The sequence below is a fragment of the Aeromonas sp. 600724 genome, assembly GCF_049175135.1.
GTDB lineage: Bacteria > Pseudomonadota > Gammaproteobacteria > Enterobacterales > Aeromonadaceae > Aeromonas > Aeromonas veronii_A.
Genome location: NZ_JAAKUM010000002.1, coordinates 190,672 through 212,209, shown reverse-complemented (window position 1 = coordinate 212,209; position 21,538 = coordinate 190,672). Strand labels below are relative to the sequence as shown.

Sequence of the window (21,538 nt, the reverse complement as noted above, 5' to 3'; positions counted from 1 at the left end):
GTCTGGTACATCGACCACGGATTGGGCGGTGAAGCAGATCCTGGCCTGGAGATAAATAGTCAAGAATTGGTTCCTGCTCACATTTCACTACGAACACAAGCTGATGGAGATTGGGCGTGACGGGAATGCGTTGCTGCTTTTTCAGTAGGAAGGCCCTTATTGATGATTGCCGGTGTGTGAACGCAGTGGGGGGACCCAGGAGTCAGAGCCTCCCCCGTCGACCCCGGAGTGGCTCCGGGGTCGACGGGGGAGGGTATTAGATTCGCCCCTGGTAGCGCAGGGGGAAGCGGCCCTGACTGTCGGGCTGACCGAGGAAGGGGAGTCCTTGTTGCATCTGCGGTGGCAGTTCCGGGCCCGGTTTCAGGGTGCCCTGGAACAGGTATTGGCCATTGGGTTGCAGCTCGAGGCGACCTATGGTCTGCACCGCATCGGAGCCCTGCTTGAGTTCGGCCACCAGTCTGGAGTCGAGGCAGGTGAGCTTCAGCTCGGGGTCGGCCAGATCCAGCTTGCCCGCCGGGGTATCGGCACTGGCGTTGTACCAGTCGAGGTTGCCGTAGAGGTTGTCACACCAGGGGTTGCCCTGGGCAAACTGCTCCACTTTGAGCTGCAGCTGGCCGCTGACGGTGATCGGGATCGGCAAGCGCATCGGCACCCGGCTCAGCAACCAGGGGGCGGGGGCGTTGAGGGTCAGATCCCGGCCGAAGGCGGCACCATTCCAGCCGACAATGCCCTGACCGTTCAGCCCGTTGCGATCGCCAAAGCGTATGGCCACTTCGGGTGCGAAGCGCAGCAGCGACCAGCCGTTGAGATCCCAGCGCAGCTGGTTCACCGATTCGCTGGCATATTGCAGTCGGGCGATCTGGCCATTCCAGAGGGTGCCGCTCACCCCTTCCAGTTTCAGCAGGTTGGCAACGTTGGCAGGCAGCGGCAGATAGCGAGCCACCAGCGCCGCGGGCAGGGTGGCCAGCAGGAAGAGCAGATAGGCTGTCAGAAACAGGCTGGCAATCAGGATGCGTTTTTTCATTGTGGACGACTCAACTGCAAACGTCTGACCTTGACCAGACCCGGGGCCAGATCCTCGCGGGCGATCTCGATGATTTGAACCTGAATGCCGTGCTGCTCCACCAGCGTGGAGAGCCAGAGCAGCAAGTCATCGAACTGGACCGTGTCGATCCACACTTGCAGCTCCTGCGCCTGGGGTTGCAGCCGGGCAATCTTGATCTTGTGGTTGAAGGCGGTGCGGTTGACCACCCCTTCCAGGGTGCCGCTGGTATCGATCTGGCGACCCGCTCCACCCTGCATGGCCAGCACCTCTTCACCCTTCTCCTTGAGCCAGGCGAGGGTCTGCTGCTGGTTTTGTACTTGGCGTTCGCGCTCGGCGATGCGGTTGTTGAGAGGATGCCAGACACTCCAGTAGAAGAGGCCGACCAGCAGCAGTATGCTGCCAGCAACCACCAGTCGCTGTTCCCGTGCTGTGATGCCGTGCCACCAGCTCTGCAATTTTTCCATCATGATGTCTTACCCTTGAGCACCAGCGCCCCTTCAACCTTGCCCTCGGTGCTGCGCACCTCGCCTTGCTGTACTTCGAATTGCTTGCCCGCCAGCTCGCGGAACCGCTCGATCTCGGCAAAGCCGGGGGCGGTCACCTGCAGCCGCAGCTCGCGGCGACTGGCATCAAAGCGCATCACCTGCGGCTTGAGGCCGGGGACTTCGGCAAAGGTGGGGGCCAGCTCGGTGAGCATCAGCAGCACACCGTTTTGCGGGGCCTGTCCCATCTGTTGCAGATGCTGGTTCATCTGGCTGCGCACGTTCACGATGCGGCTCTCCCCCGGGAAAATGCGGGTATAGACGGCACGGATCTCCGCTTTCAGCGCCTTGTCCTGCTCGGTGAGCTGATAGAGCTGCACCCCGCGCTGGCCGAGGGCCACCAGCAGCAACAAGCCTGCGGTGATGGCCACCTTGCGCCACTGCAACCAGTAGCGGGCATATTCGGTCTGGGGTCGATAGGGGCCGGTCAGCAGGTTGGCGCGGCAGGTGAGTGCCCCCTTGGCCAGCAGCAGCATGGGGAGTTCGGGCTCCGCCGTCTGCCAGTTGGCGGCGGCAATGGCGGGCACCGGGGTGTGGCTGTGGATGGTGACCGGCTCCGCTTCAGTCGCCAGCAAGATAGCCAGCAGCGGCTCGTCGGCGACGATCCCCTGACAGGGGCCCTGGCGTACCAGCCACTCGCTGCCGAGTTGCAGGGCAGACCAGCCATCAGCGGCCTGTGGCAGCGCCAGCACATCGGGCAGCAGTTGCAGGCTCTTGAGGCCAGCGGCATCGAGCCAGCTGAGCCACTCGGCCATCTTCTGCCGATCCACCGCCATCAGGTCGACCTGTTGCCCTTCGTGGGCCAGCACCACCAGATGGAGCTCGTCCACATCGGAGGCTATCTGCTCCTCCAGCAGGTAGGGGAGGGCCGCTGCCGACTGGCGGTTGTAGCGACCCGGCAGGGTGACGCGCCGGAAGATCAGATCGCTGCCCGGCACCAGGGTGACCACGGGGCGGCCACCGGCCCGCTCCTGCAGCTCGCTCAGGGCATCGGCCGAGGGCAGGGTGCCGGAGGCGATGATCTCCTGCTCCTGACCGGACCAGACCAGCCAGGCTACGGGTTGTTGTTTATTGGTCCCCAGTCGGATGACCAGACTTTCGCTCACGCATCTCTCTCCTGCGATACCGGTTTGCAAAGGGCGTTGTGCGCCCTAGCAACCGGTGCGCAGCCCGCAGGCTGCATCCAACATCTCTCGTACCCGCAGGCGATGGCCTGCAGGTGCGCTGTTTATTCGGCGCCGCTACTGAGGCGGCGCAGCATCACCAGTTTATTGTCCTTGCCCCGCTGGAACAGGGTTTCGAGCCAGGCCCGGTTGTCGCCGACCTCGGCCACGACTCGGGCTTCGAAGAAGTCGCTCTTGACCACCAGCGCTTCTTTCAGTCCTTTCACCGAATCGACCGGAGCGAGCATGTCCGTCATCAGCTTGCTCTCTTTCCACCCCTTCTGTGGCCGCTCGTTCAGCACTCGCTTGGCGTCATCCAGCCCGATAGTACCCAGATAGAGGGCAACCAGCAGCTCGGGGCGCTGGGGGGCAAGGGTATTGATATTGATCTTCAACTTGTCGTTGGGCAGGGTGCAGACGTAGGGTGCCAGTTTGGCATAGACCCTGGCCGTCACCCCGCGCACCGCCCTCAGCTCGTCCTTGCCCAGCATCCACTGGTTGGCGGTCAGATAGGGGGGCTTGAGCCCCTCGTAATAGGCGTCCTCTGCACCAAGGCTGGAGACCAGCACCGTATCCTTGTCGGTCCAGTCACGGATGGCATCGGTGAGCTGGGCCGCCTCGTAATCATCCATCGCCAGCTGTTTGAGCAGTTCGCGAAACACCTGCACCGGATAGGGCTGCTGAGCCAGCTCCTCGCCGCTCCCCGCCTTGGAGGCCACGCTCAGGCTGTTGAGGTTGAAGCAGGATTGCAGGTCTGTCACCTCGCCCTTGAGCTGGCCATCGTCCACCGGAAACACAGTATTCTTGCGGGCCCAGTTCTGGCTGAGGTTGACCACCTCGGGATTGTCCTTGAAATCCTGCGTCAGCACCTTGCTCACCAGCGCTTCCGCCGAGAGGGCATACCACCACGCCTGTTTGCCTGTGGTGATGTTGGCGGTGCGGCGCAGCTCAAGCTGCAGGCGGCCGCTCATATTGCTGGCGATGATCACCATTACCGAGAGGATCAGCAGCACCACCAGCAGCGCCATGCCGCGCTGGCGATCGGGTGCGGCGAGATTAGCCCGCATTGGCGCCCCCTCCGTTCTGGCTGTCACCATTACCGCCATTGGTATTGCCGTTGCCGCCGTTGTTCCCGTTGTTGTTGCCACCTTGGTCGGGGTTGCTGCTCTGGCTGTTCTCTTCGGCGCGCTGGCCGCCAGCGCCAATCAGGAATTGACGGCGAATGGTGCCGTAATCTTCCAGATCCAGCTCCACTGCCAGCCCGTGGGGCAGCACGCTGCGCTGGGTCCACTCTTCTTTCCAGTTGCCCTTGTCGAAGAAGTAGAGGCGAAACGCCGTGACTCCCGCCAGCACCTGCTGGATGCGCGGCTCAGTGCCGATCACCGGATCCGGATAGAGGTAGCTCAGGCGCTCCAGCTTCTGATCCTTGAGGCGCCAGCCGACCCGCTGCAGATGGGAGCGGGGCAGCATGCCGTCCGGGTTGAGCCAGCCACTGCGCATAAAGGCCATGCCCCAGTCATCGCTCTGCTGGCCGAAGCGGGAAGCCGCTAGCAGCACTTTGTTGTTTTCCCCCTCGATGCGACCGCTGCGCGGCACCATCTGGGTGATGTCTCGCTCCAGCAGGGTGAAGGCGAGCTGCAGTTCGTTGAGGCGGGCCTCCTTGCGCTTGGCTACCTCGTCGCTGGTGAGCACCCCCTGCAGCACCTGATAGGCACCCATGCTGAGGCTGGCGAAGATGGCGATCGCCACCAGCATCTCCAGCAGGGTAAAACCACGGTGACGGGAAGGGCGAGGCGTGCGGGCGGAGAGCTGGGTCATCGGCTGATATAGGTCCGCATCATGGCGACCGGGTTCTCGGCCTTGGCCTCGGTGCGCACTTCCATATCGAGCGCACGGAAGTTGTTGTCGGCGGTGGCCACACCGCGATATCGCCAGTACCAGGTGCTGCCCGCCATCTGCTCATCCCCTTCCACCCAGCTGTCGCCGGGCCACTTGTTCTCGAGCTTCTGTTGCACCAGCTGGTTCTCCACCACCCAGGTGGCCAGGGTCTTCTGCTCCAGATAGTTGAGGGCCGAGAGGTGTTCGCTGGCGGTTTTCATTACCGCAAGTCCGGCGATGGCAAAGACCGCCAGCGCTACCATGACTTCGAGTAAGGTCATGCCATGCGCGTTCATCGTGCCACCTGTTGAGGGGGTTGTTGGCACAGAAGTAGCGCCACCATGACCTTTCTCAAACAACGTCATACCACGGGCGTTCACTTGCTCACCTCTTCATCTTCATCGCCGGTGAGCAGGGTCAGGCGGCCGAACTCATCCCCCTTGACGATGCGGGTGTAGCGGGCATCGTCATCCTGCTGGGTAAAGGTGAGCACGAACGGGCTCAGCTCGCCGCCCGGGAAGATCAGCAACTGAGGCGTGCGCTCCTTCTCGTCGCGCTTCTGTTCGGTTTTCTCGTCGGAGTCCGGCTGCCAGCCAAAGCCTTCCAGCTCCAGCGCCAGCGTCATGTTCTCGGCCAGTTGCACCGGCCCCAGTTGCTTGTCGCCAGTCAGGGCCAGCCACTTGCGATCTTTGGCCTGACGCTGCATAAACTGCCAGCCGTTATCCTCGATGCGAATACCCACCAGCCGACCATCCATCACCGCATACTCCTGCGCCAGCTGCAGGGTTGCCATCAGGCGGCGCGCCTGCTTGTCGATCTCCCTGTCACCTTTTGCGCCACCCATGCTGAGGGTGACGGCGGTGGCCACCAGCCCCATCAGCATGGCGACCAGCAACACTTCCAGCAGGGTAAAGCCGGCCTGGCGTCTCTGTTTCATGGCGCCAGCCTCAACTGCATAGCGGTAGCCTCAATCCGACCCATCAACATGGCAACCAGCAACACTTCCAGCAGGGTAAAGCCGGATTGGCGACGAGCAGATGGCGCAGCCTTCATTCAGGCTGCTCCAGCAAGGCGGAGTGAATGCGCTGGCGGCACATCACTTATTGGAAATCCTTCAGGTTCCAGTTGCCGATGTCGTCATCGGTACCGGCTTCACCATCCAGACCCATGGAGAAGATGTCGATCTTGCCGTACTGGCCCGGGCTCAGCAGCTGGTACGGGTTGCCCCAGGGATCTTGCGGCAGGCGCTTGATGTAGCCGCCATCGCGGTAGCTGCGCGGCGCCGGATCGATAGAAGGCTTGGTCACCAGCGCATCCAGACCCTGTTCTGTGGTCGGGTAGCGGTTGTTGTCCAGCTTGTACATGTCGAGGGCGTTTTCCAGCGCCACGATATCGGAGACCGCTTTCTGCTGGTCAGCCTTCTCCTTGTTGCCCATCAGGTTGGGCACCACCAGACTGGCCAGAATGCCGAGGATCACGATGACTACCATGACTTCCAGCAGGGTAAAACCGGATTGACGACGTTTGTTCATGAGTTGCTCCGTAACGAATGAGATGGGATAGCCCATCAGAGAGTGATCACTGGGTGGGTTCGACGGGCCGCCAGCGGGGCTATCGAACGCCGGAAACTTACATATTCACCATGTTGTTGAGCTCGAGGATCGGCTGCAGGATCGACATCACGATAAACAGCACCACCCCGGCCATGGAGACCACCAGCATGGGTTCGAACACCCCGAGGGCGATATTGACCTGGGATTCAAACTCCCGATCCTGGTTGTCTGCAGCCCGCTCCAGCATGCTGTCGAGCTCGCCGCTCTGCTCGCCGGAGGCGATCATGTGCAGCATCATGGGCGGGAAAATCTTGGTCTCGGTCAGCGACTTGCGCAGACTGGTCCCCTCGCGCACCCGTTCGGCGGCCTCGAGAATACGCATTCTGGCAAAGTCGTTGGAGAGCACTTCGCCGGAGATCTTCATCCCCTCCAACAGCGGCACCGCACTGGCATTGAGGATGCTTAACGTGCGGGCGAAGCGGGCGGTGTTGAGACCGCGACTGACCCGGCCAATCACCGGCAGGCCGAGCAGCACCTGATGCCAGCGTCGGCGGCGCTTCTCGTCGGTGAGCCACCAGCGCCAGACAAAGCAGCCCAGGAAGATCAGCAGCAGGAACCAGAGGCCGTAGGCCTGCATCAGTTCGCTGGTGCCGATGAGAAAGCGGGTGGTGCCCGGCAGCTGCTGGCCCATGTGTTCAAACTGGGCCACTACCTTGGGTACCACGGCGGTAAGCAGGATCGAGATAACCCCAATGGCGACGCAGGTGAGCACGATGGGGTAGATCATCGCCTGCAGCAGCTTGGTGCGCATGTGCTGGCGCTGCTCGGTGTAGTCGGCGAGGCGGTTGAGCACCTTCTCCAGATGGCCCGATTTTTCACCGGCCGCCACCATGGAGCGAAACAGCTGGTCAAATACATGGGGAAAGGCCCCCAGCGAGTCGGCCAGCGAATACCCTTCCACTACCTTGCTGCGCACGGTGGCCACCAGAGAGCGCAAGTGAGCTTTTTCGCACTGCTCGGCCACCGCCTTGAGGGCCTCTTCGATGGTGAGGCCGGCACCGACCAGAGTGGCCAGCTGGCGAGTGATCAGGGCCAGCTCGGCTGTGCTGGCGCCACGCCGAAACAGGGCGAAGCGGGTCGCCTCCCGTTTCGCCTTCTCGGTGGTCTCGTTTACCTCGAGGGGAGTGAGCCCCTGCTCGCGCAGCAGCTGGCGCACCTGACGGGCCGAGTCACCCTCCATCACGCCGCTCTTGCTACGCCCCTTGTTGTCGAGGGCCTTGTATTCGAATGCCGCCATCTCAATCTTCCCGGGTCACGCGCAGTACCTCTTCGAGGCTGGTCTGCCCTTTGAGCACCTTGTCGATACCGTCGCGGCGGATGCTGGGGGTATGGCCGCGGATCAGCCGTTCAATGGCCATCTCGCCGCTGGCGCCGTGAATGGCTTCACGCACCGCCTCGTCCACCACCACCAGTTCGTGGATGCCGGTCCGGCCACGATAGCCGGTGTGGTTGCACTGTTCGCAGCCCACCGGATGCCAGATAGGCTGATCAGGTTCCAGTGTGATACCCATTGCAAGTCGCTCCTGCTCGGTGGCCGGACGCGAGGCGCGGCAATCGGGGCAGAGGGTACGCACCAGCCGCTGGGCCAGCACCGCCAAGAGCGACGAGGAGAGCAGGAAGGGCTCGATCCCCATGTCCCGCATCCGGGTGATGGCGCCGATGGCGGTGTTGGTGTGCAGGGTCGACATTACCAGGTGACCGGTGAGGGAGGCCTGTACCGCGATCTGGGCGGTCTCGAGGTCACGAATTTCCCCCACCATCACTACGTCCGGATCCTGGCGCAGAATGGCGCGCAGACCGCGGGCGAAGGTCATGTCCACCTTGCTGTTGACCTGGGTCTGGCCCACCCCTTCGAGGTCATATTCGATGGGGTCTTCCACCGTTAGGATGTTGCGATCCCGCGAGTTGATTTCTGACAGCGCCGCATAGAGGGTGGTGGATTTACCGGAACCGGTCGGGCCGGTGACCAGAATGATGCCGTGGGGCTTGCGGATAAGCTCGCTGATGATGCTGCGGTTGGCCGCGGTCATCCCCAGCTGCTTGAGCTCGAGGCGCACGTTGTTCTTGTCGAGCAGACGCAATACCACCCGCTCGCCGTAGCTGGACGGCATGGTGGAGACCCGCACGTCGACGGCGCGGCCGCCGATACGCAACGAGATACGGCCATCCTGCGGTACCCGCTTCTCGGCAATATCCATCCGCGACATCACCTTGATCCGCGAGACCAGCAGTGATGCCAGCTTGCGATGGGGGCGCAGGATCTCCCGCAGTACCCCATCGATACGAAAACGGATCACTAGTGCCCGCTCGAAGGTCTCGATATGGATATCGGAGGCCTCCTCCTTGATCGCCTCGCTCAACATGGCGTTGATGAGGCGAATGATGGGGGCGTCGTCATCGGCATCCAGCAGATCTTCGCTTTGCGGCAGCTCTTCGGCCAGGGCGAAGAAGTCCATCTCGTTGCCGAGATCTTCCATCAGCTGGCGCGCTTCGGAGGAGTCGCGCTGATAGTGGGCCATCAGCAGCTCTTCGAAGGCCTCGTTGTCGAGCTGCTCCACCGCGAAGCTGCAACCCGCTACCCGCCGAACTTCCAGCAGGGCCTGCGGGGTGACGCCGGGGCGGCACTGCAGCACGGGAGCGCCGTCCCGCTCAATCAGGATCACCCCGAAGTTGCGGGCAAAGGCGAAGGGCAGCTCCGGCAGCGGGGGCGGCAACTCGCCGCCATCAAGATGGTAGGCACTCATCAGGGACGGCTCTGCACAAAGGGGGTGGTGCTGTCAGCAGTGTTCTGCTGGCGGCGTTTTATCTGCTCCATCTGATTTTCCACTTCCTGCCGGATTTCGGGTGACATCATCACATCCTGGCCATAGACGGGCAAAACCTGACGGGCGGGCGAGGTGAGATACCCCTCCTGGGCGGCAGCATTGAGCTGTTCGGCGCGGAACAGGCTGTACTTGTTACTGGAGACGCCGGTATAAACCTCCGCATCACGCAAGATGGTGGGCCGGATAAAGACCATCAGGTTGCGCTTGTTGGTGTTGGTGCTGGTGGAGCGGAACAGGTAACCCAGTACCGGGATATCGCCGAGTAACGGCACCTTGGAAACTTCCTCCTTGGTCTGCTCATCCATCAGGCCACCCAGTACCACTGTCTCGCCACTCTTCACCAGTACGGCGTTTTTCACCGTGCGGGTATCGAAGGTGGGGCCTAGTCCCTTGGTACTGTCTGATACGACCTTGGCGACGCTGGAGACCTCCTGCTCGATGTTGAGCAGTACCGAGTCCCCTTCGTTAATCTGCGGCGTAACCGTCAGCTTGGTGCCCACCGTCTTGCGCTCTATGGTGTTGAACACCTGATCGCTGGTGGTGGAGCTTTGTGAACCGCTCTGCACCGGCACCTCCTGTCCGACATTGAAGGAGGCCTCCTTGTTGTCCATGGTGACGATACTCGGGGTTGAGAGAATATCGCTCTTGGTATTGGAGGCGAGCGCCGTCGCCAACATGGCCCAATCGCCGTGATAGAAACCGGCGGCCATCCCGTTAAAGCTCCCAAGCAAGTTGGTAGCTGTCTCGGTATTGCCATCCTGGTAATCCTTACCGGCTGCGATGGCTCCGCCAATGGGCAGTGTTGTGTTGGTAAATTGGGTGCCGCCAGCGTTGGTGTTGGCCCACTGCACGCCCAGATTGAGGCCGTCACTGTCGGCAATTTCGACGATGATCGCTTCTACCAGCACCTGGGCGCGACGGATATCGAGCTTGGCCACCACCTGCTCCAGTTCCGCCATCACATCCGGCTGGGCGGTGATGACCAGGGCATTGGTTGCCTCGTCGGCAGAGATGGCCAGCTTGCCACCGCCGATGCTGGCGCCCCCTGTGGTTGCTCCGCCCCCCTTCTTGTCAGCCTCGATGCTGGAGCTGACCCCCTTGAGCACATCGACCATATCCTTGGCCTTGCCATATTTGAGATAGAAGACCCGGGTGTTGCCCTGACTCTGCAGGTCGCGGTCGAGCTGGCGAACCATCTGGATGATGCGGGCGCGCGCTTTCGGCTCACCGCTCACCACCACCGAGTTGGTACGCTCGTCGGCCACCACCTTGGGCGACAGCAACAGGGAGGCGGTGCCCCCTTGTGGATTGCCATCCTTGTTGAGGTTGGTCACCAGCCGCACCATCTCGCCGGCCGAGGCATATCTCAGTTTGATGATGTCCACATCCTGATCGCCTGCGCGGTCGACCCGGTTCACCACTTCCACCAGACGGTTGACCACGGCGGCGCGGCCGGTGATCAGCAGTACGTTTGATGGCTCGTAGTGCACCACGTTGCCCCCACCGGCGTTGTCGTTGAGCTGGCGCAGCAGGGGAGCCAGCTCACGGACCGAGACGTTGCGTACCGGCACGACTCTGGTCACCATCTCGTCGCCCACTCCCGGGTTATTGCCATCCACCACCGGAATGGCGGAGGTTTTGGCATCCCGCGAGCGCAGCACCTTGAGCACGCCGTTATTCATCGGCACCACGGCAAAACCGTAGACATCGAGCACACTCAGGAAGAACTGGTAGTACTGCTCCTCGTTGAGCAGGTCGTAGCTGCGCACGTTGATCTTGCCGCGCACCGAGGGCTCTATGATGATGGTCTTGTTGAGGTTTTTGCCCACCGTATTGATAAACTCTTCGATGTCGGCGTTCTTGAAGCTGGCAGAGTACTCGGTGGCCCAGGCTGAGCCCGCCATCATCAGTGCCGCTGCGATAGTGGCCAGACGCCAGCCTTTCCCTTTAGTGGTCATTATTGGTACGACTCCAAATCATTATTCTGACAAGCGCACATAGACATCGAACTGTTCGCCCTGCCGCTCGACGGTCACTGTCATTTCCGTTGCGCTAGCCAGCTGCTGCATCGCCTGCATGGCTTGCATGTTGTCACGCAGATCCAGTCCGTTGATGCTGATGGCCAGATCATTGGCCTGCAGCCCGCTCTGGTTGAAAAATTCCGGATTGTTGCCCGGGTTGAGGCGATAACCGGCCATGCGGCCATCCATCTGAACCGGTGAAATATTGAGGTAATCAGTGATCTTGCCCGGATCAGCCATCAGCTCGCTGCGCAGAGAGCCAAGGAGAGTGGTATTTGTTGTTTGCGGTAGCGGCTTGCCATACTCCTCGCCATCCAGCATCAGGGTCTCGTCGCGGCCATCCCGCTCTATGATGACTCGATCCGGATAGACCTGCCGGATCCGCGCTTGGGTGCCGTCAATCATGTCGCCAACCCCGTAGGAGTTCTGGATGCCGGACATGGCGATGATGGCGATGGATTTGGCCGGATCCGAGCTTGCCAACACCCCGTTGAGCTGGGCATTAAGCTGGGTGCGCGGCGCATTGGCGGCCACGGCGGTTTTTGCCTGCGCCTTGGGGATCGCCTTGCCAAACAGCGCCAGTCGGCTCACCTCGCCCAGTTCAAGGCGCTGGCTGCTTTGGCCGCTGACCGCCACGGTGGAGGGTTGCCACGGCTGGTTGGATTGCGGGTTTGCCAGAGTGAGCAAGCGCCAGGTGAGGGCTGCGCTCTGCTGGGCCAGCATCAGCAGCAGCACCAGAAAGAACACTCCGGTGACGCGAGTCAAAGGAAGCTGTCGGCACCGGGCCAGCAGCAGGGTCAAGATGTCATCCCTGAATCGTAGCGTCATATTAATCAACAAATTCCAGGCTCTGGGGCGGCTGCGTATTGTGTACGGCTGCGTGCTGTGACACAACGGGTCGGGGCGCACCAAACCGTAAAAATGGATATTTCATCACACCGTAAACCTTTGAATGCTCATAAAAGTGGCACTCAGGCGAGGTGCATCCTGCTTGCCAGCGATTATCAGGGGAAGGTGTGTACTCACCCTTGCCAATCCTGCAACGCCTTGAGGGTTACGCTCTGGCCTCCGATATCCAGCACAATGTACTGCTGGTCGATGGTGGCGAGCACGACCCCGGGGGCTATCTCGCTCCCTTCCCGGTATTCGCGGCCATTGAGCACCACGGCCCGCTTGGCCGGATTGGATGAGAACACATGGGAGCCATAGCTGAATGCGGGCACTTGCTGGCGAACCGAAAGCGGAGCGGCATTCAGCGACATCAACTGGGTCGGCTGCACGCTTTGGGAAACTGTACCCGATTCCTGTTGCAGCGGTGTTTCGTTGAGGGCGCGCATCAATTGTTCGGCCAAGGTTGGTCGACTGGCTGCCGGATTGCTGGCAGCCGCTGCGACCCTGGGCTGCTGCACTACAGGTTCCGGCAGGGGCGGGGGCAGCGGACGGGTCACCATCGCCTTGGGCTCAACCCGCACGAAGGGGGAGGCAATCACCTCTTTTACCTCCACCTTCTCCTCGATGGGACGCAGGTGGATTAGATGCCAGCCATAGTTGGCACCCGCCCCCAGCAGCAGGGCAAGGGGGGCCAGCAGCCAGCCGATACGGCGCGCGGGTTGCGTCTCTTCGCGGGCTACTGCCAGCCCCATGGCGGGAATATGGCTCTGTTGCGAAGGCTGCTGGGCACGGCGCAGAGCATTGAGCAGGGTAGACATCAGGAGGCCTCCTCCAGTCTTGGCATGGGTTCGCCGGAGAGAGCGTTGAGCCGCAGCAGGGTGTTGCTGCCGGCGATGCCATCAGGGGTGAGCCCCTGATCCCGCTGGAACTGCTGCAGTTTGGTCTTGAGCTCGCCATCGAAACGGCGCACCTTGCGTTCGGGTTGTTGCAATGCTCGACTCAGGGCGTTGTCGAGCCACTGGATCTGGGTCTGTCCGGCATTGCTGGCGATCAGGCTGACGCCCCCTTTCGGCATGCGCCAGAGCAGGGTATAGCTGCCACCCCAGTTGTCGGTGAGCCACTGGCGATCCACTTGCCAGCTCTGGTTGCCGATCATCAGGCTGGCCTTGCTTGGCCCCAGATTGACCAGGGTGGCGTAATAGAGACCGCCATTCTGGTCAGTGAGCGTGATCATGGCGGGATGCTGCAGGGCGCGCAGCTCCTCGAGGCTTGCCTCTCCCTCCTGGCAGCGCAGACCGGCGCGAGGGGCGTTGTCACAGGTGGCATCGAACGGTTCCGGTTCATAGCCCCAGACCCGATAGAGATTCTGCATGGCGCTCTCGGGGTCGAGGGCCTGATTGATGGCCTCGGTCAACTGATCTTGTTGTTCGGCGGTCTCGTCAACGGTGACAGGCACCTCGACCTTGACCACAGGCCGTTCGGGGAATACGCCGAAAAATTGCCAGCCCCACCAGCCTGCTGCTACCAGCAAGGCGCCAGCCAGTGTCACCATCAGACCGGAAAGCCAGCTTCCCTCATCACGGACGCCGCTCACCTCGAACGCCGCCTGGCTGATGTCGCCATGGACAATCTTGTAGCTGCCACGGGCGAAGGCTGCGAGCAGGGCGCGATCGCAGATGAGGTTGATCAGGCGCGGAATGCCGCCGGAGAGCCGATGCAGCGTCTGGATCGCTCTGGGGGTAAAAATGGGCTGCACACAACCGGCTACTTGCAGCCGGAAGCGGACGTAGGCATCCACATCGGTGGCGGAGAGGGGCAGCAGGTGGTAGCGGGCGGTGATGCGCTGGGCCAGTTGGCGCAACAGGGGCAGGCGCAGCATCTGTTGCAGTTCGGGTTGGCCGATCAGCACGATTTGCAGCAGTTTTTTCTCGTCGGTTTCCAGGTTGGTCAGCAGACGCAACTGCTCCAATACCTCGGGCAACAGATGTTGGGCCTCATCCACCAGTACCACGCTGCGCTTGCCTGCGGTCAGGTTGGCCAGCAGGTGGTCGCGGATAAGGTCGAACAGTTGCTTGATCCCGGCCTCGGCGGGGTAGGTGAGTTGAAACTCGTCACAGATGGCGGCCAGCAGATCCCGTTCGGTCAGGGAGGGGTTGAGGATGTAGGCGATCTCGGTCTCTGCTGGCAACTGCTGCAACAGGCAGCGGGAGACGGTGGTTTTGCCGGTGCCCACTTCGCCGGTCAGCAGCACAAAGCCGCCACCATCCTGCAATCCGTAGTTGAGGTGAGCAAGGGCTTCGCCGTGGCGCTCACTCATATAGAGGTATTTGGGATTGGGCGAGATGGAGAAAGGCGGTTCCGATAGGCCGAAGAACTGTGTGTACATGAGGGGATTCTTTTGTAGCCGGCGACAGATAAGAAATGTCTCCGGATGATAGCAAACCTCGAATTCATTGGAAGCCATCATTGGCAAAGGATGACAAATTGCAGCCTTTTCCTGTCATCTTGTGATCCAGATATCGCCCCGTTGCACCATGGTACTCAAAAATTGCAACCAATCTGAAAAATAAGTTTTTCATCAATGGCTTGTCGGTATGCGTTGTCACAGTAGTACGGTGTTTTCGGATCAATAGTCATGGTCTGGCCACTATTTATGCCCGTTTTCTCCTCTCGTAAGGGTGAACCGAGAGCGGGGCTAGCGGCGAAACAGCGCCAAACCCCAATCAGAGTACAGGGCGCGGGCCACTCTCCCCGCGCACTCTGTTACTGTCGTTGTAGCAGCAGGCTACCGATGGAGTAGCCAGCGCCAAAGGAGCAAAGTACGCCGCGGGCCCCCGCAGGAAGGTCGCGATTGTACAGATGAAACGCGATGATGGAACCCGCCGAGCTGGTATTACCATAGCTATCAAGAATGACCGGCGCCTCCTGCTGGCTGGCATCGTGACCCAGCAGCTTGCGACCGATGAACTGGTTCATGGTGAGGTTGGCCTGATGGAGCCAGAGCCGGTTCAGGCTCTCGGCAGGCCAGCCCTGCTCATCGAGCTGGTTGGCTATCTGGTCGCACACCAGCGGCAACACCTCCTTGAACACCTTGCGCCCCTGCTGGCGAAACAGCTTGTCGTCGCCGTAGCGGGTGCGCGGGCTCAGCCGGTTCAGAAAGCCGAAGTTGTTGCGGATGTTGTTGGAGTACTGGGTCACCAGCTTGCTGGCCACCAGTTGCCACGGATTGGCCACCTTGCAATCGGCCTCCCGCTCCAGCAGCACCGCGGTGCAGGCATCGCCGAAGATAAAGTGACTGTCTCTGTCCCGGAAATTGAGGTGTCCCGAGCAGATCTCCGGATTGACTACCAGCGCCAGTTTGGCGGTGCCTGCCGCCAGCATATCGGCGGCTGTCTTGATGCCGAAGGTGGCAGACGAGCAGGCCACGTTCATGTCAAAGGCCATGCCGCTCGCCCCCAGATAATGCTGCAGCTCGATGGCCAGCGCTGGGTAGGGGCGCGGCATGTTGGAGGCGGCGACGATGACCAAGTCGATCTCTCCCGGCTCGCGACCGGCGGCGATCAGTGCCTGCTCGGCGGCGGCCACCGCCATCTCCACCATGATGGAGGGCATCTCATCGGGCCGCTCCGCCAGCAGCGGTTGCATGATATCGGGATTGAGTACTCCCTCGCGGCTCACCAGATAACGGCTCTTGATGCCGGATGCCTTCTCGATGAACTCGCAGCTGGAGTGCTGCTTGGCGGGAAGCTGGCCGGCATCGATGGCGGAGGCGTTCTCCTCGTTGTAGAGATCCACATACTGGTTGAAGGCGGCCACCAGCTCTTCATTGCTGACGGCAAAGGGTGGGGTATAGAGGCCTGAGCCACTGATCACGATAGAGGTCATCTTTGCTCCTCGCCGGGTGCGTTCCCGGCTTGTCGGTTTATAGGGTAGAGAGGGTTAGAGCTGGTTGATCGCCGCAGCGAGACCCGCCAGGGTCAGCGGATGCATCCGTCCGCCAACCACGTCATTCATCAGTTTGATGGAGGGATGCCAGAGCCACTCCCGCCGCGGGGTGGGATTGATCCACACCAGTTTGGGAAAGTGCTGCTGCAAGCGGGTGAGCCACACCTGACCCGACTCCTCGTTCCACTGCTCGACACTGCCGCCCGGCCAGGTGATCTCGTAGGGGCCCATGGTGGCATCCCCCACCAGGATCACCCGGTAGTCGCTGCCATAGGTGCGCAGCAGCCGCAGGGTATCGAACCGCTCCTCAAAGCGGCGGGCGTTATCCTTCCAGACGAAGTCGTAGAGGCAGTTGTGAAAATAGAAGTACTCCAGATGCTTGAACTCGTGGCGCAGGGCGGAGAAGAGGCGCTGCACCTCGGCCACGTGGGCATCCATGGAGCCTCCGACATCGAAAAAGACCAACAGTTTGACCCCGTTGTGGCGCTCGGGCCGCAGCTTCACATCGAGCCAGCCCTGGCGGGCAGAACTTTTTATGGTGTCGTCGAGATCCAGCTCGTCGGGATTGCCTTTGCGCACCCAGCGTCTTAGCTTGCGCAGCGCCAGCTGGATGGCGCGCTGGCCTAGCGGCGAGTCGTCGCTGAAGTTGCGATAGTGGCGGGCCTCCCACACCTTGGTCGCCTTGCCGTGCTGCCCTTCTCCACCCATGCGGATGCCCTCGGGGTGAAAACCGCCGTGGCCAAACGGGCTGCTGCCACCGGTTCCCACCCACTTGTTGCCACCGGCGTGGCGCTCTTTCTGCTCGCGTAATCGCTGGTTAAGGGTTTCCAGCAGCTTGTCGAGTCCGCCGAGGGATGTGAGCAGCGCCTTCTCCTCTGGGCTCAACAGCCGTTCGAACTCCTTGCGCAGCCACTCCTCGGGCAGGCTCTCCGGCAGCAGGGGGATGGCTTCCAGCCCTTCGTAGTATTCGGCGAAGGCGCGATCGAAGCGATCGTAGTGGGCCTCGTCTTTTACCAGCAGGCAGCGGGAGAGTTGGTAGAACTCGTCCATATCGGCAGCGACCAGCCGGGCTGCCAGCGCGGCGTGCAAGTCCAGCAGCTCACGCAGGCTGCAGGGGAGCTTGTGGCGGCGCAGGTGGGTAAAAAAGTCGATCAGCATGGGTCAGCTGCCGCGCCGGGCCAGAAAGGCGAGCTTCTCGAAGAGATGCAAATCCTGCTCGGTCTTGAGCAGGGCGCCATATAGCGCGGTCACCAGCTTGCCGGGCTCGCGGGCGCGCATCGCCTCGGGGGCGATATCGTCGGCCAAGAGCAGGCGGATCCAGTCCAGTAGTTCCGAGGTGGAGGGCTTCTTGCGCAGCCCCTCTACTTCGCGCAGTTCGAAGAAGAGCTCCATTGCCTCGCCAAGCAGGCTCTCCTTGAGGTCGGGGTAGTGGAGTTTGACGATGGCCTGCATCTCGGCCTTGTCGGGGAAGCGGATGTAGTGGAAGAAACAGCGGCGCAGGAAGGCGTCCGGCAGCTCTTTCTCATTGTTGGAGGTGATGATGACCACAGGCCGCTGGCGTGCCTTGACTCGCTCGCCGGTTTCGTAGACGTCGAACTCCATCCGATCCAGCTCCAGCAGCAGATCGTTGGGGAATTCGATGTCGGCCTTGTCGATCTCGTCGATCAGCAGCACAGGTCGCTGCTCGGAGCTGAAGGCCTGCCACAGTTTGCCTTTACGAATGTAGTGGCTGATATCGGCCACTCTGGGGTCGCCGAGCTGGGAGTCCCGCAGCCGGGCCACCGCATCATATTCGTAGAGTCCCTGTTGGGCCTTGGTGGTGGACTTGATATGCCAGGCAATGAGGTCGGTGCCGAGATGGTCGGCGACCGCTTCCGCCAGCACCGTCTTGCCGGTGCCCGGCTCCCCTTTGATCAGCAGCGGTTTTTCGAGGGTGATGGCGGCATTGACCGCCATCTTCAATGCATCGGAGGCGAGATACTGGCTGCTTCCTGAAAATCCCATAACGTCGGTTCCTTTGACGATTGGCGCCCGGAGTCAGGGGCCAGAGAGAATAAGCTCTATATGTTGTAATACCATATGGTTATAACGAATAGTCACTTCTCATTCAGAAACCACAGGGTAATCTTGTTTCATCGTCGTAACAAACACAGGGATAGCGCCATGAGCAAAATTTTTGAGGACAACAGCCAGACTATCGGTCACACCCCGCTGGTTCGTCTCAACCGTGTTACCAAAGGTCGCGTGCTGGCCAAGATCGAGAGCCGCAACCCCAGCTTCAGCGTCAAGTGCCGTATCGGTGCCAACCTGATCTGGGATGCCGAGAAGCGCGGCATCCTGACCAAGGGTAAGGAGATCATCGAGCCCACCAGCGGCAACACGGGCATTGCTCTGGCCTTTGTCGCGGCGGCTCGCGGCTATCCCATCACCCTGACCATGCCGGCCACCATGAGCCTGGAGCGCCGCAAGCTGCTCAAGGCGCTCGGTGCCAATCTGGTGCTGACCGAAGGGCCGCTCGGCATGAAGGGGGCCATTGCCAAGGCCAACGAGATCCTCGAATCCGAGCCGGGCAAGTATGTGTTGCTGCAACAGTTTGAAAACCCGGCCAACCCGGAGATCCACGAAAAGACCACTGGCCCCGAGATTTGGGATGCCACTGACGGTGAGGTGGATGTGTTCGTGGCCGGGGTCGGTACCGGTGGCACCATTACCGGTGTCTCCCGCTATCTGAAGAAGACCCAGGGCAAGGCGGTGGTCTCTGTCGCGGTCGAACCGGCCGAGTCGCCGGTCATCAGTCAGAAGTTGGCCGGGGAAGAGATCAAACCGGGCCCCCACAAGATCCAGGGGATCGGCGCAGGCTTTATCCCGGGCAACCTGGACCTCTCCCTCATCGACCGGGTGGAGAAGGTGACCAGCGATGAAGCCATCGAGATGGCCCGCCGCCTGATGGAGGAGGAGGGGATCCTGGCCGGTATCAGCTCCGGTGCTGCGGTGGTGGCTGCCAGCCGTCTGGCCGAGCTGCCGGAATTTGCGGGCAAAACCATAGTGGTCATTCTGCCGAGTGCGGCGGAGCGTTACCTCTCCAGCGCCCTGTTTGCCGGGGTGTTCAGCGAGCAGGAACTGCAGCAGTAACTGATCGGAATCTTTCAAAACAGCGGCGCTCCCAGGAGCGCCGCTTCTTTATGGGCTAGACTCAACCCCTGTTAGTGTCACTTGATCCTTATTTTTTGGGGTAAAATAACAAGTTCCGGAGTGAGAAAAAAAGCAGACATTCCGCTCTAAATCTCATATCCTGTGCGGCGTCACGCGGTGTTTGCTGGCTGGGTATCACAAAGTAACAAAGTGTTATTTTTCGTTATAAAATAATTTCAGGCCAGTCCTGATGCGGCTTGTAGCCCAATAACTGAAAATTGCCAACCAGCGCGCCGATTACTGCACAGAAACTTGACCTGGATTAAACCATTGCGGGTCTGCTTTCGTTACTTTACAACATATCCATACTGACACGGTGGGTCAGGTTGCTTCAAAAACGACCAATCCACCAAAAAATATCAATAATATGGGGTGAAACCATGTACGAGAAGTCTGTTGTTATTACTGCTGAAAACGGCCTGCACACCCGTCCGGCAGCTCAGTTCGTGAAAGAAGCCAAAGAATTCCAAAGCGAGATCACTGTGGTCTCCGGTGGCAAGTCCGCCAGCGCCAAGAGCCTGTTCAAGCTGCAGACCCTGGGCCTGACCAAGGGCACCAACGTAACCATCCAGGCTGACGGCCCGGATGCCCAGCAAGCTGTTGAGAAGCTGGTTGCCCTGATGGACGAGCTGGAGTAATCCAGCTTTAGATTCCTCCCCCACAGTCGTTTTAATAGGAAGGATTATGATATCTGGCATTCTTGCGTCCCCCGGTATCGCATTCGGTAAGGCGCTTCTTCTTAAAGAAGATGAAATCGTTATCAATCAGGGCAAAATCTCTGCTGATCAGATTGATGGCGAGATCAACCGTTTCCTCGAAGCTCGTACCAAGTCAGCTGCCCAGCTGGAAGCCATCAAAGAGATGGCCGGTCGCACCTTCGGTGAGGAAAAAGAGGCCATCTTCGAAGGCCACATCATGTTGCTCGAAGATGAGGAGCTGGAAGGGGATATCAAATCCTTCATCAAAGAGAACAAGGCATCCGCCGACAAAGCCATCTATGAGGTGATCGAGCAGTACGCCAAGATGATGGCCGAGCTGGATGACCCCTATCTGCGCGAGCGCGCTACCGACTTCCGTGACATCGGTACCCGTCTGGTGAAGAACGTGCTGGGCATCGCCGTTGTCAACCTGAGCACCATCGACGAAGAGGTGATCCTGGTCGCCAAAGACCTGACCCCGTCTGAAACCGCTCAGATCAACCTGAAATATGTGCTGGGTTTCGTCACCGATATCGGTGGCCGTACCTCTCACACCTCCATCATGGCCCGCTCCCTGGAGCTGCCGGCCGTGGTAGGCACCAACGACATCACCGAGCGCGTCAAGAACGGTGACATGCTGGTGCTGGATGCGATCAATAACCAGATCATCATCAATCCGACCGCTGAACAGCTGAACGAAGCCAAGAAGTTCCAGGCTCAGTTCCAGGCCGAGAAAGATGAGCTGGCCAAGCTGAAAGATCTGCCTGCCATCACGCTGGATGGTCACCAGGTCGAAGTGTGCGCCAACATCGGTACCGTCAAGGATACCGAAGGTGCCATCCGCAATGGCGCCGAAGGCGTGGGTCTGTACCGTACCGAGTTCCTGTTCATGGACCGTGACGCGCTGCCGACCGAAGACGAGCAGTTCAAAGCCTACAAAGAAGTGGCCGAAGCGATGCCGGATCAGCCGATCATCGTGCGTACCATGGACATTGGCGGCGACAAAGAGCTGCCGTACATGAATTTCCCGAAAGAGATGAACCCCTTCCTGGGCTGGCGTGCCGTGCGTATTTTCTTCGACCGCGAAGACATCATGCACGCTCAGCTGCGGGCCATTCTGCGTGCGTCTGCCTTCGGCAAACTGCGCATCATGTTCCCGATGATCATCTCTGTCGAAGAGTTCCGTAGCCTGAAAGCTACCGTGGAGACGCTGAAAGCCGAACTGCGTGCTGAAGGCAAAGCCTTTGATGAATCCATCGAAGTGGGTATCATGATCGAGACCCCGGCCGCTGCCGTGATGGCTCATCATCTGGCCAAGGAAGTGGATTTCTTCAGTATCGGTACCAACGACCTGACCCAGTACACCCTGGCTGTCGATCGCGGTAACGAGATGATCTCCGCTATGTACAACCCGCTGTCACCCTCCGTCCTGACCCTGATCAAGATGGTTATCGATGCGTCCCACGCCGAAGGCAAGTGGACCGGTATGTGTGGTGAACTGGCTGGTGACGAGCGCGCCACCCTGCTGCTGCTGGGTATGGGTCTGGATGAGTTCTCCATGAGCGCCATCTCTGTACCGCGTATCAAGAAGCTTATCCGCAACACCAGCTTCGAAGATGTGAAGGCAATGGCTGACCAGGCATTGAGCTTTGCCACCGCTGCTGAAATCGAAGCGTGCGTAGATAACTTTATCAAGCAGAAGGCAGTCTGCTAAGATCGGCTGCA

The 21,538-nt window shown here is 60.4% G+C and carries 20 protein-coding genes and 1 pseudogene; 3 read left to right on the top strand and 18 right to left on the bottom strand.

What is annotated here, in order from left to right:
• Nucleotides 1–256: 256 nt before the first annotated feature.
• From exeN to G5168_RS03065, 18 genes and pseudogenes are all read right to left on the bottom strand, one after another.
• On the bottom strand, nucleotides 257–1,024 hold the full coding sequence (exeN, locus tag G5168_RS03150; RefSeq protein WP_421251829.1) for a GspN family type II secretion system protein ExeN: 768 nt from the start codon (nucleotides 1,022–1,024) through the stop codon (nucleotides 257–259).
• Nucleotides 1,021–1,512 (bottom strand): GspM family type II secretion system protein ExeM, encoded by a 492-nt coding sequence (gene exeM, locus G5168_RS03145; protein WP_319919440.1) that lies wholly within the window; start codon nucleotides 1,510–1,512, stop codon nucleotides 1,021–1,023. The genes exeN and exeM overlap by 4 nt, the downstream gene beginning before the upstream one ends.
• On the bottom strand, nucleotides 1,509–2,693 hold the full coding sequence (gene exeL, locus G5168_RS03140; RefSeq protein ID WP_421251828.1) for a GspL family type II secretion system protein ExeL: 1,185 nt from the start codon (nucleotides 2,691–2,693) through the stop codon (nucleotides 1,509–1,511). The genes exeM and exeL overlap by 4 nt, the downstream gene beginning before the upstream one ends.
• Before the next feature lie 122 nt (nucleotides 2,694–2,815).
• Entirely contained in the window at nucleotides 2,816–3,817 is a 1,002-nt protein-coding gene (gene exeK, locus G5168_RS03135; RefSeq protein WP_149153345.1) for a GspK family T2SS minor pseudopilin variant ExeK, read from the bottom strand.
• A gap of 103 nt (nucleotides 3,818–3,920) precedes the next feature.
• Nucleotides 3,921–4,568, bottom strand: a pseudogene (gene gspJ, locus G5168_RS03130) (type II secretion system minor pseudopilin GspJ); the annotation flags it as partial.
• Complete coding sequence (gene exeI, locus G5168_RS03125) at nucleotides 4,565–4,924, bottom strand: GspI family T2SS minor pseudopilin variant ExeI (RefSeq protein ID WP_421251827.1); 360 nt, start codon at nucleotides 4,922–4,924, stop codon at nucleotides 4,565–4,567. The pseudogene gspJ and the gene exeI, both read right to left, overlap by 4 nt.
• A gap of 80 nt (nucleotides 4,925–5,004) precedes the next feature.
• Complete coding sequence (exeH, locus tag G5168_RS03120; protein ID WP_421251826.1) at nucleotides 5,005–5,565, bottom strand: GspH family T2SS minor pseudopilin variant ExeH; 561 nt, start codon at nucleotides 5,563–5,565, stop codon at nucleotides 5,005–5,007.
• Nucleotides 5,562–5,681, bottom strand: a complete 120-nt coding sequence (locus G5168_RS03115; protein ID WP_418137091.1) for a type II secretion system protein — start codon at nucleotides 5,679–5,681, stop codon at nucleotides 5,562–5,564. Before G5168_RS03115 ends, exeH begins: the two co-directional genes overlap by 4 nt.
• Before the next feature lie 47 nt (nucleotides 5,682–5,728).
• On the bottom strand, nucleotides 5,729–6,160 hold the full coding sequence (gene exeG / locus G5168_RS03110; protein WP_421205431.1) for a GspG family T2SS major pseudopilin variant ExeG: 432 nt from the start codon (nucleotides 6,158–6,160) through the stop codon (nucleotides 5,729–5,731).
• Between the two features lie 97 nt (nucleotides 6,161–6,257).
• Complete coding sequence (gene exeF, locus G5168_RS03105; protein ID WP_202000670.1) at nucleotides 6,258–7,478, bottom strand: GspF family T2SS innner membrane protein variant ExeF; 1,221 nt, start codon at nucleotides 7,476–7,478, stop codon at nucleotides 6,258–6,260.
• A gap of 1 nt (nucleotide 7,479) precedes the next feature.
• Nucleotides 7,480–8,985, bottom strand: coding sequence for a GspE family T2SS ATPase variant ExeE (gene exeE / locus G5168_RS03100; protein WP_227342241.1), 1,506 nt, complete (start codon nucleotides 8,983–8,985; stop codon nucleotides 7,480–7,482).
• A complete protein-coding gene (exeD, locus tag G5168_RS03095) occupies nucleotides 8,985–11,024 on the bottom strand; it encodes a GspD family T2SS secretin variant ExeD (RefSeq protein WP_227342243.1) in 2,040 nt (679 codons plus the stop codon). The genes exeE and exeD overlap by 1 nt, the downstream gene beginning before the upstream one ends.
• 21 nt (nucleotides 11,025–11,045) lie before the next feature.
• The gene (exeC, locus tag G5168_RS03090) at nucleotides 11,046–11,888 is read right to left on the bottom strand and encodes a GspC family type II secretion system variant ExeC (RefSeq protein ID WP_421251825.1); all 843 of its coding nucleotides are present in this window, start codon (nucleotides 11,886–11,888) and stop codon (nucleotides 11,046–11,048) included.
• A 221-nt stretch (nucleotides 11,889–12,109) separates the two neighbouring features.
• Entirely contained in the window at nucleotides 12,110–12,796 is a 687-nt protein-coding gene (gene exeB, locus G5168_RS03085; protein WP_227342246.1) for a GspB family T2SS assembly factor variant ExeB, read from the bottom strand.
• On the bottom strand, nucleotides 12,796–14,364 hold the full coding sequence (locus G5168_RS03080; protein ID WP_227342248.1) for an ExeA family protein: 1,569 nt from the start codon (nucleotides 14,362–14,364) through the stop codon (nucleotides 12,796–12,798). The genes exeB and G5168_RS03080 overlap by 1 nt, the downstream gene beginning before the upstream one ends.
• A gap of 377 nt (nucleotides 14,365–14,741) precedes the next feature.
• Nucleotides 14,742–15,863 (bottom strand): beta-ketoacyl-ACP synthase III, encoded by a 1,122-nt coding sequence (locus tag G5168_RS03075; protein ID WP_216953163.1) that lies wholly within the window; start codon nucleotides 15,861–15,863, stop codon nucleotides 14,742–14,744.
• Between the two features lie 54 nt (nucleotides 15,864–15,917).
• Nucleotides 15,918–17,081 carry a vWA domain-containing protein gene (locus tag G5168_RS03070; protein ID WP_216953164.1) on the bottom strand — a complete coding sequence of 388 codons (1,164 nt, stop codon included), beginning with the start codon at nucleotides 17,079–17,081 and terminating at the stop codon, nucleotides 15,918–15,920.
• A 3-nt stretch (nucleotides 17,082–17,084) separates the two neighbouring features.
• Complete coding sequence (locus G5168_RS03065) at nucleotides 17,085–17,927, bottom strand: AAA family ATPase (RefSeq protein WP_421251824.1); 843 nt, start codon at nucleotides 17,925–17,927, stop codon at nucleotides 17,085–17,087.
• Nucleotides 17,928–18,086: 159 nt separating this feature from the next.
• Here G5168_RS03065 and cysK point away from each other — a divergent pair, with 159 nt between their 5' ends.
• From cysK to ptsI, 3 genes are all read left to right on the top strand, one after another.
• Nucleotides 18,087–19,055: a cysteine synthase A gene (gene cysK, locus G5168_RS03060; RefSeq protein WP_047440293.1), complete on the top strand. Its 969-nt coding sequence runs from the start codon at nucleotides 18,087–18,089 to the stop codon at nucleotides 19,053–19,055.
• Nucleotides 19,056–19,495: 440 nt separating this feature from the next.
• On the top strand, nucleotides 19,496–19,753 hold the full coding sequence (locus tag G5168_RS03055) for an HPr family phosphocarrier protein (protein ID WP_005338266.1): 258 nt from the start codon (nucleotides 19,496–19,498) through the stop codon (nucleotides 19,751–19,753).
• A gap of 46 nt (nucleotides 19,754–19,799) precedes the next feature.
• Nucleotides 19,800–21,527: a phosphoenolpyruvate-protein phosphotransferase PtsI gene (gene ptsI, locus G5168_RS03050; protein WP_216953166.1), complete on the top strand. Its 1,728-nt coding sequence runs from the start codon at nucleotides 19,800–19,802 to the stop codon at nucleotides 21,525–21,527.
• The last annotated feature ends 11 nt before the right edge of the window (nucleotides 21,528–21,538 follow it).

Excerpts from the sequence above, each read along its gene's own strand:
- exeN (WP_421251829.1), bottom strand. The coding sequence starts at position 1,024 with ATGAAAAAACGCATCCTGATTGCCAGCCTGTTTCTGACAGCCTATCTG.
- exeM (WP_319919440.1), bottom strand. The coding sequence starts at position 1,512 with ATGATGGAAAAATTGCAGAGCTGGTGGCACGGCATCACAGCACGGGAA.
- exeK (WP_149153345.1), bottom strand. The coding sequence starts at position 3,817 with ATGCGGGCTAATCTCGCCGCACCCGATCGCCAGCGCGGCATGGCGCTG.
- exeI (WP_421251827.1), bottom strand. The coding sequence starts at position 4,924 with ATGAACGCGCATGGCATGACCTTACTCGAAGTCATGGTAGCGCTGGCG.
- exeH (WP_421251826.1), bottom strand. The coding sequence starts at position 5,565 with ATGAAACAGAGACGCCAGGCCGGCTTTACCCTGCTGGAAGTGTTGCTG.
- G5168_RS03115 (WP_418137091.1), bottom strand. The coding sequence starts at position 5,681 with ATGAAGGCTGCGCCATCTGCTCGTCGCCAATCCGGCTTTACCCTGCTG.
- exeG (WP_421205431.1), bottom strand. The coding sequence starts at position 6,160 with ATGAACAAACGTCGTCAATCCGGTTTTACCCTGCTGGAAGTCATGGTA.
- exeF (WP_202000670.1), bottom strand. The coding sequence starts at position 7,478 with ATGGCGGCATTCGAATACAAGGCCCTCGACAACAAGGGGCGTAGCAAG.
- exeE (WP_227342241.1), bottom strand. The coding sequence starts at position 8,985 with ATGAGTGCCTACCATCTTGATGGCGGCGAGTTGCCGCCCCCGCTGCCG.
- exeD (WP_227342243.1), bottom strand. The coding sequence starts at position 11,024 with ATGACCACTAAAGGGAAAGGCTGGCGTCTGGCCACTATCGCAGCGGCA.
- exeB (WP_227342246.1), bottom strand. The coding sequence starts at position 12,796 with ATGTCTACCCTGCTCAATGCTCTGCGCCGTGCCCAGCAGCCTTCGCAA.
- G5168_RS03080 (WP_227342248.1), bottom strand. The coding sequence starts at position 14,364 with ATGTACACACAGTTCTTCGGCCTATCGGAACCGCCTTTCTCCATCTCG.
- G5168_RS03075 (WP_216953163.1), bottom strand. The coding sequence starts at position 15,863 with ATGACCTCTATCGTGATCAGTGGCTCAGGCCTCTATACCCCACCCTTT.
- G5168_RS03070 (WP_216953164.1), bottom strand. The coding sequence starts at position 17,081 with ATGCTGATCGACTTTTTTACCCACCTGCGCCGCCACAAGCTCCCCTGC.
- G5168_RS03065 (WP_421251824.1), bottom strand. The coding sequence starts at position 17,927 with ATGGGATTTTCAGGAAGCAGCCAGTATCTCGCCTCCGATGCATTGAAG.
- cysK (WP_047440293.1), top strand. The coding sequence starts at position 18,087 with ATGAGCAAAATTTTTGAGGACAACAGCCAGACTATCGGTCACACCCCG.
- G5168_RS03055 (WP_005338266.1), top strand. The coding sequence starts at position 19,496 with ATGTACGAGAAGTCTGTTGTTATTACTGCTGAAAACGGCCTGCACACC.
- ptsI (WP_216953166.1), top strand. The coding sequence starts at position 19,800 with ATGATATCTGGCATTCTTGCGTCCCCCGGTATCGCATTCGGTAAGGCG.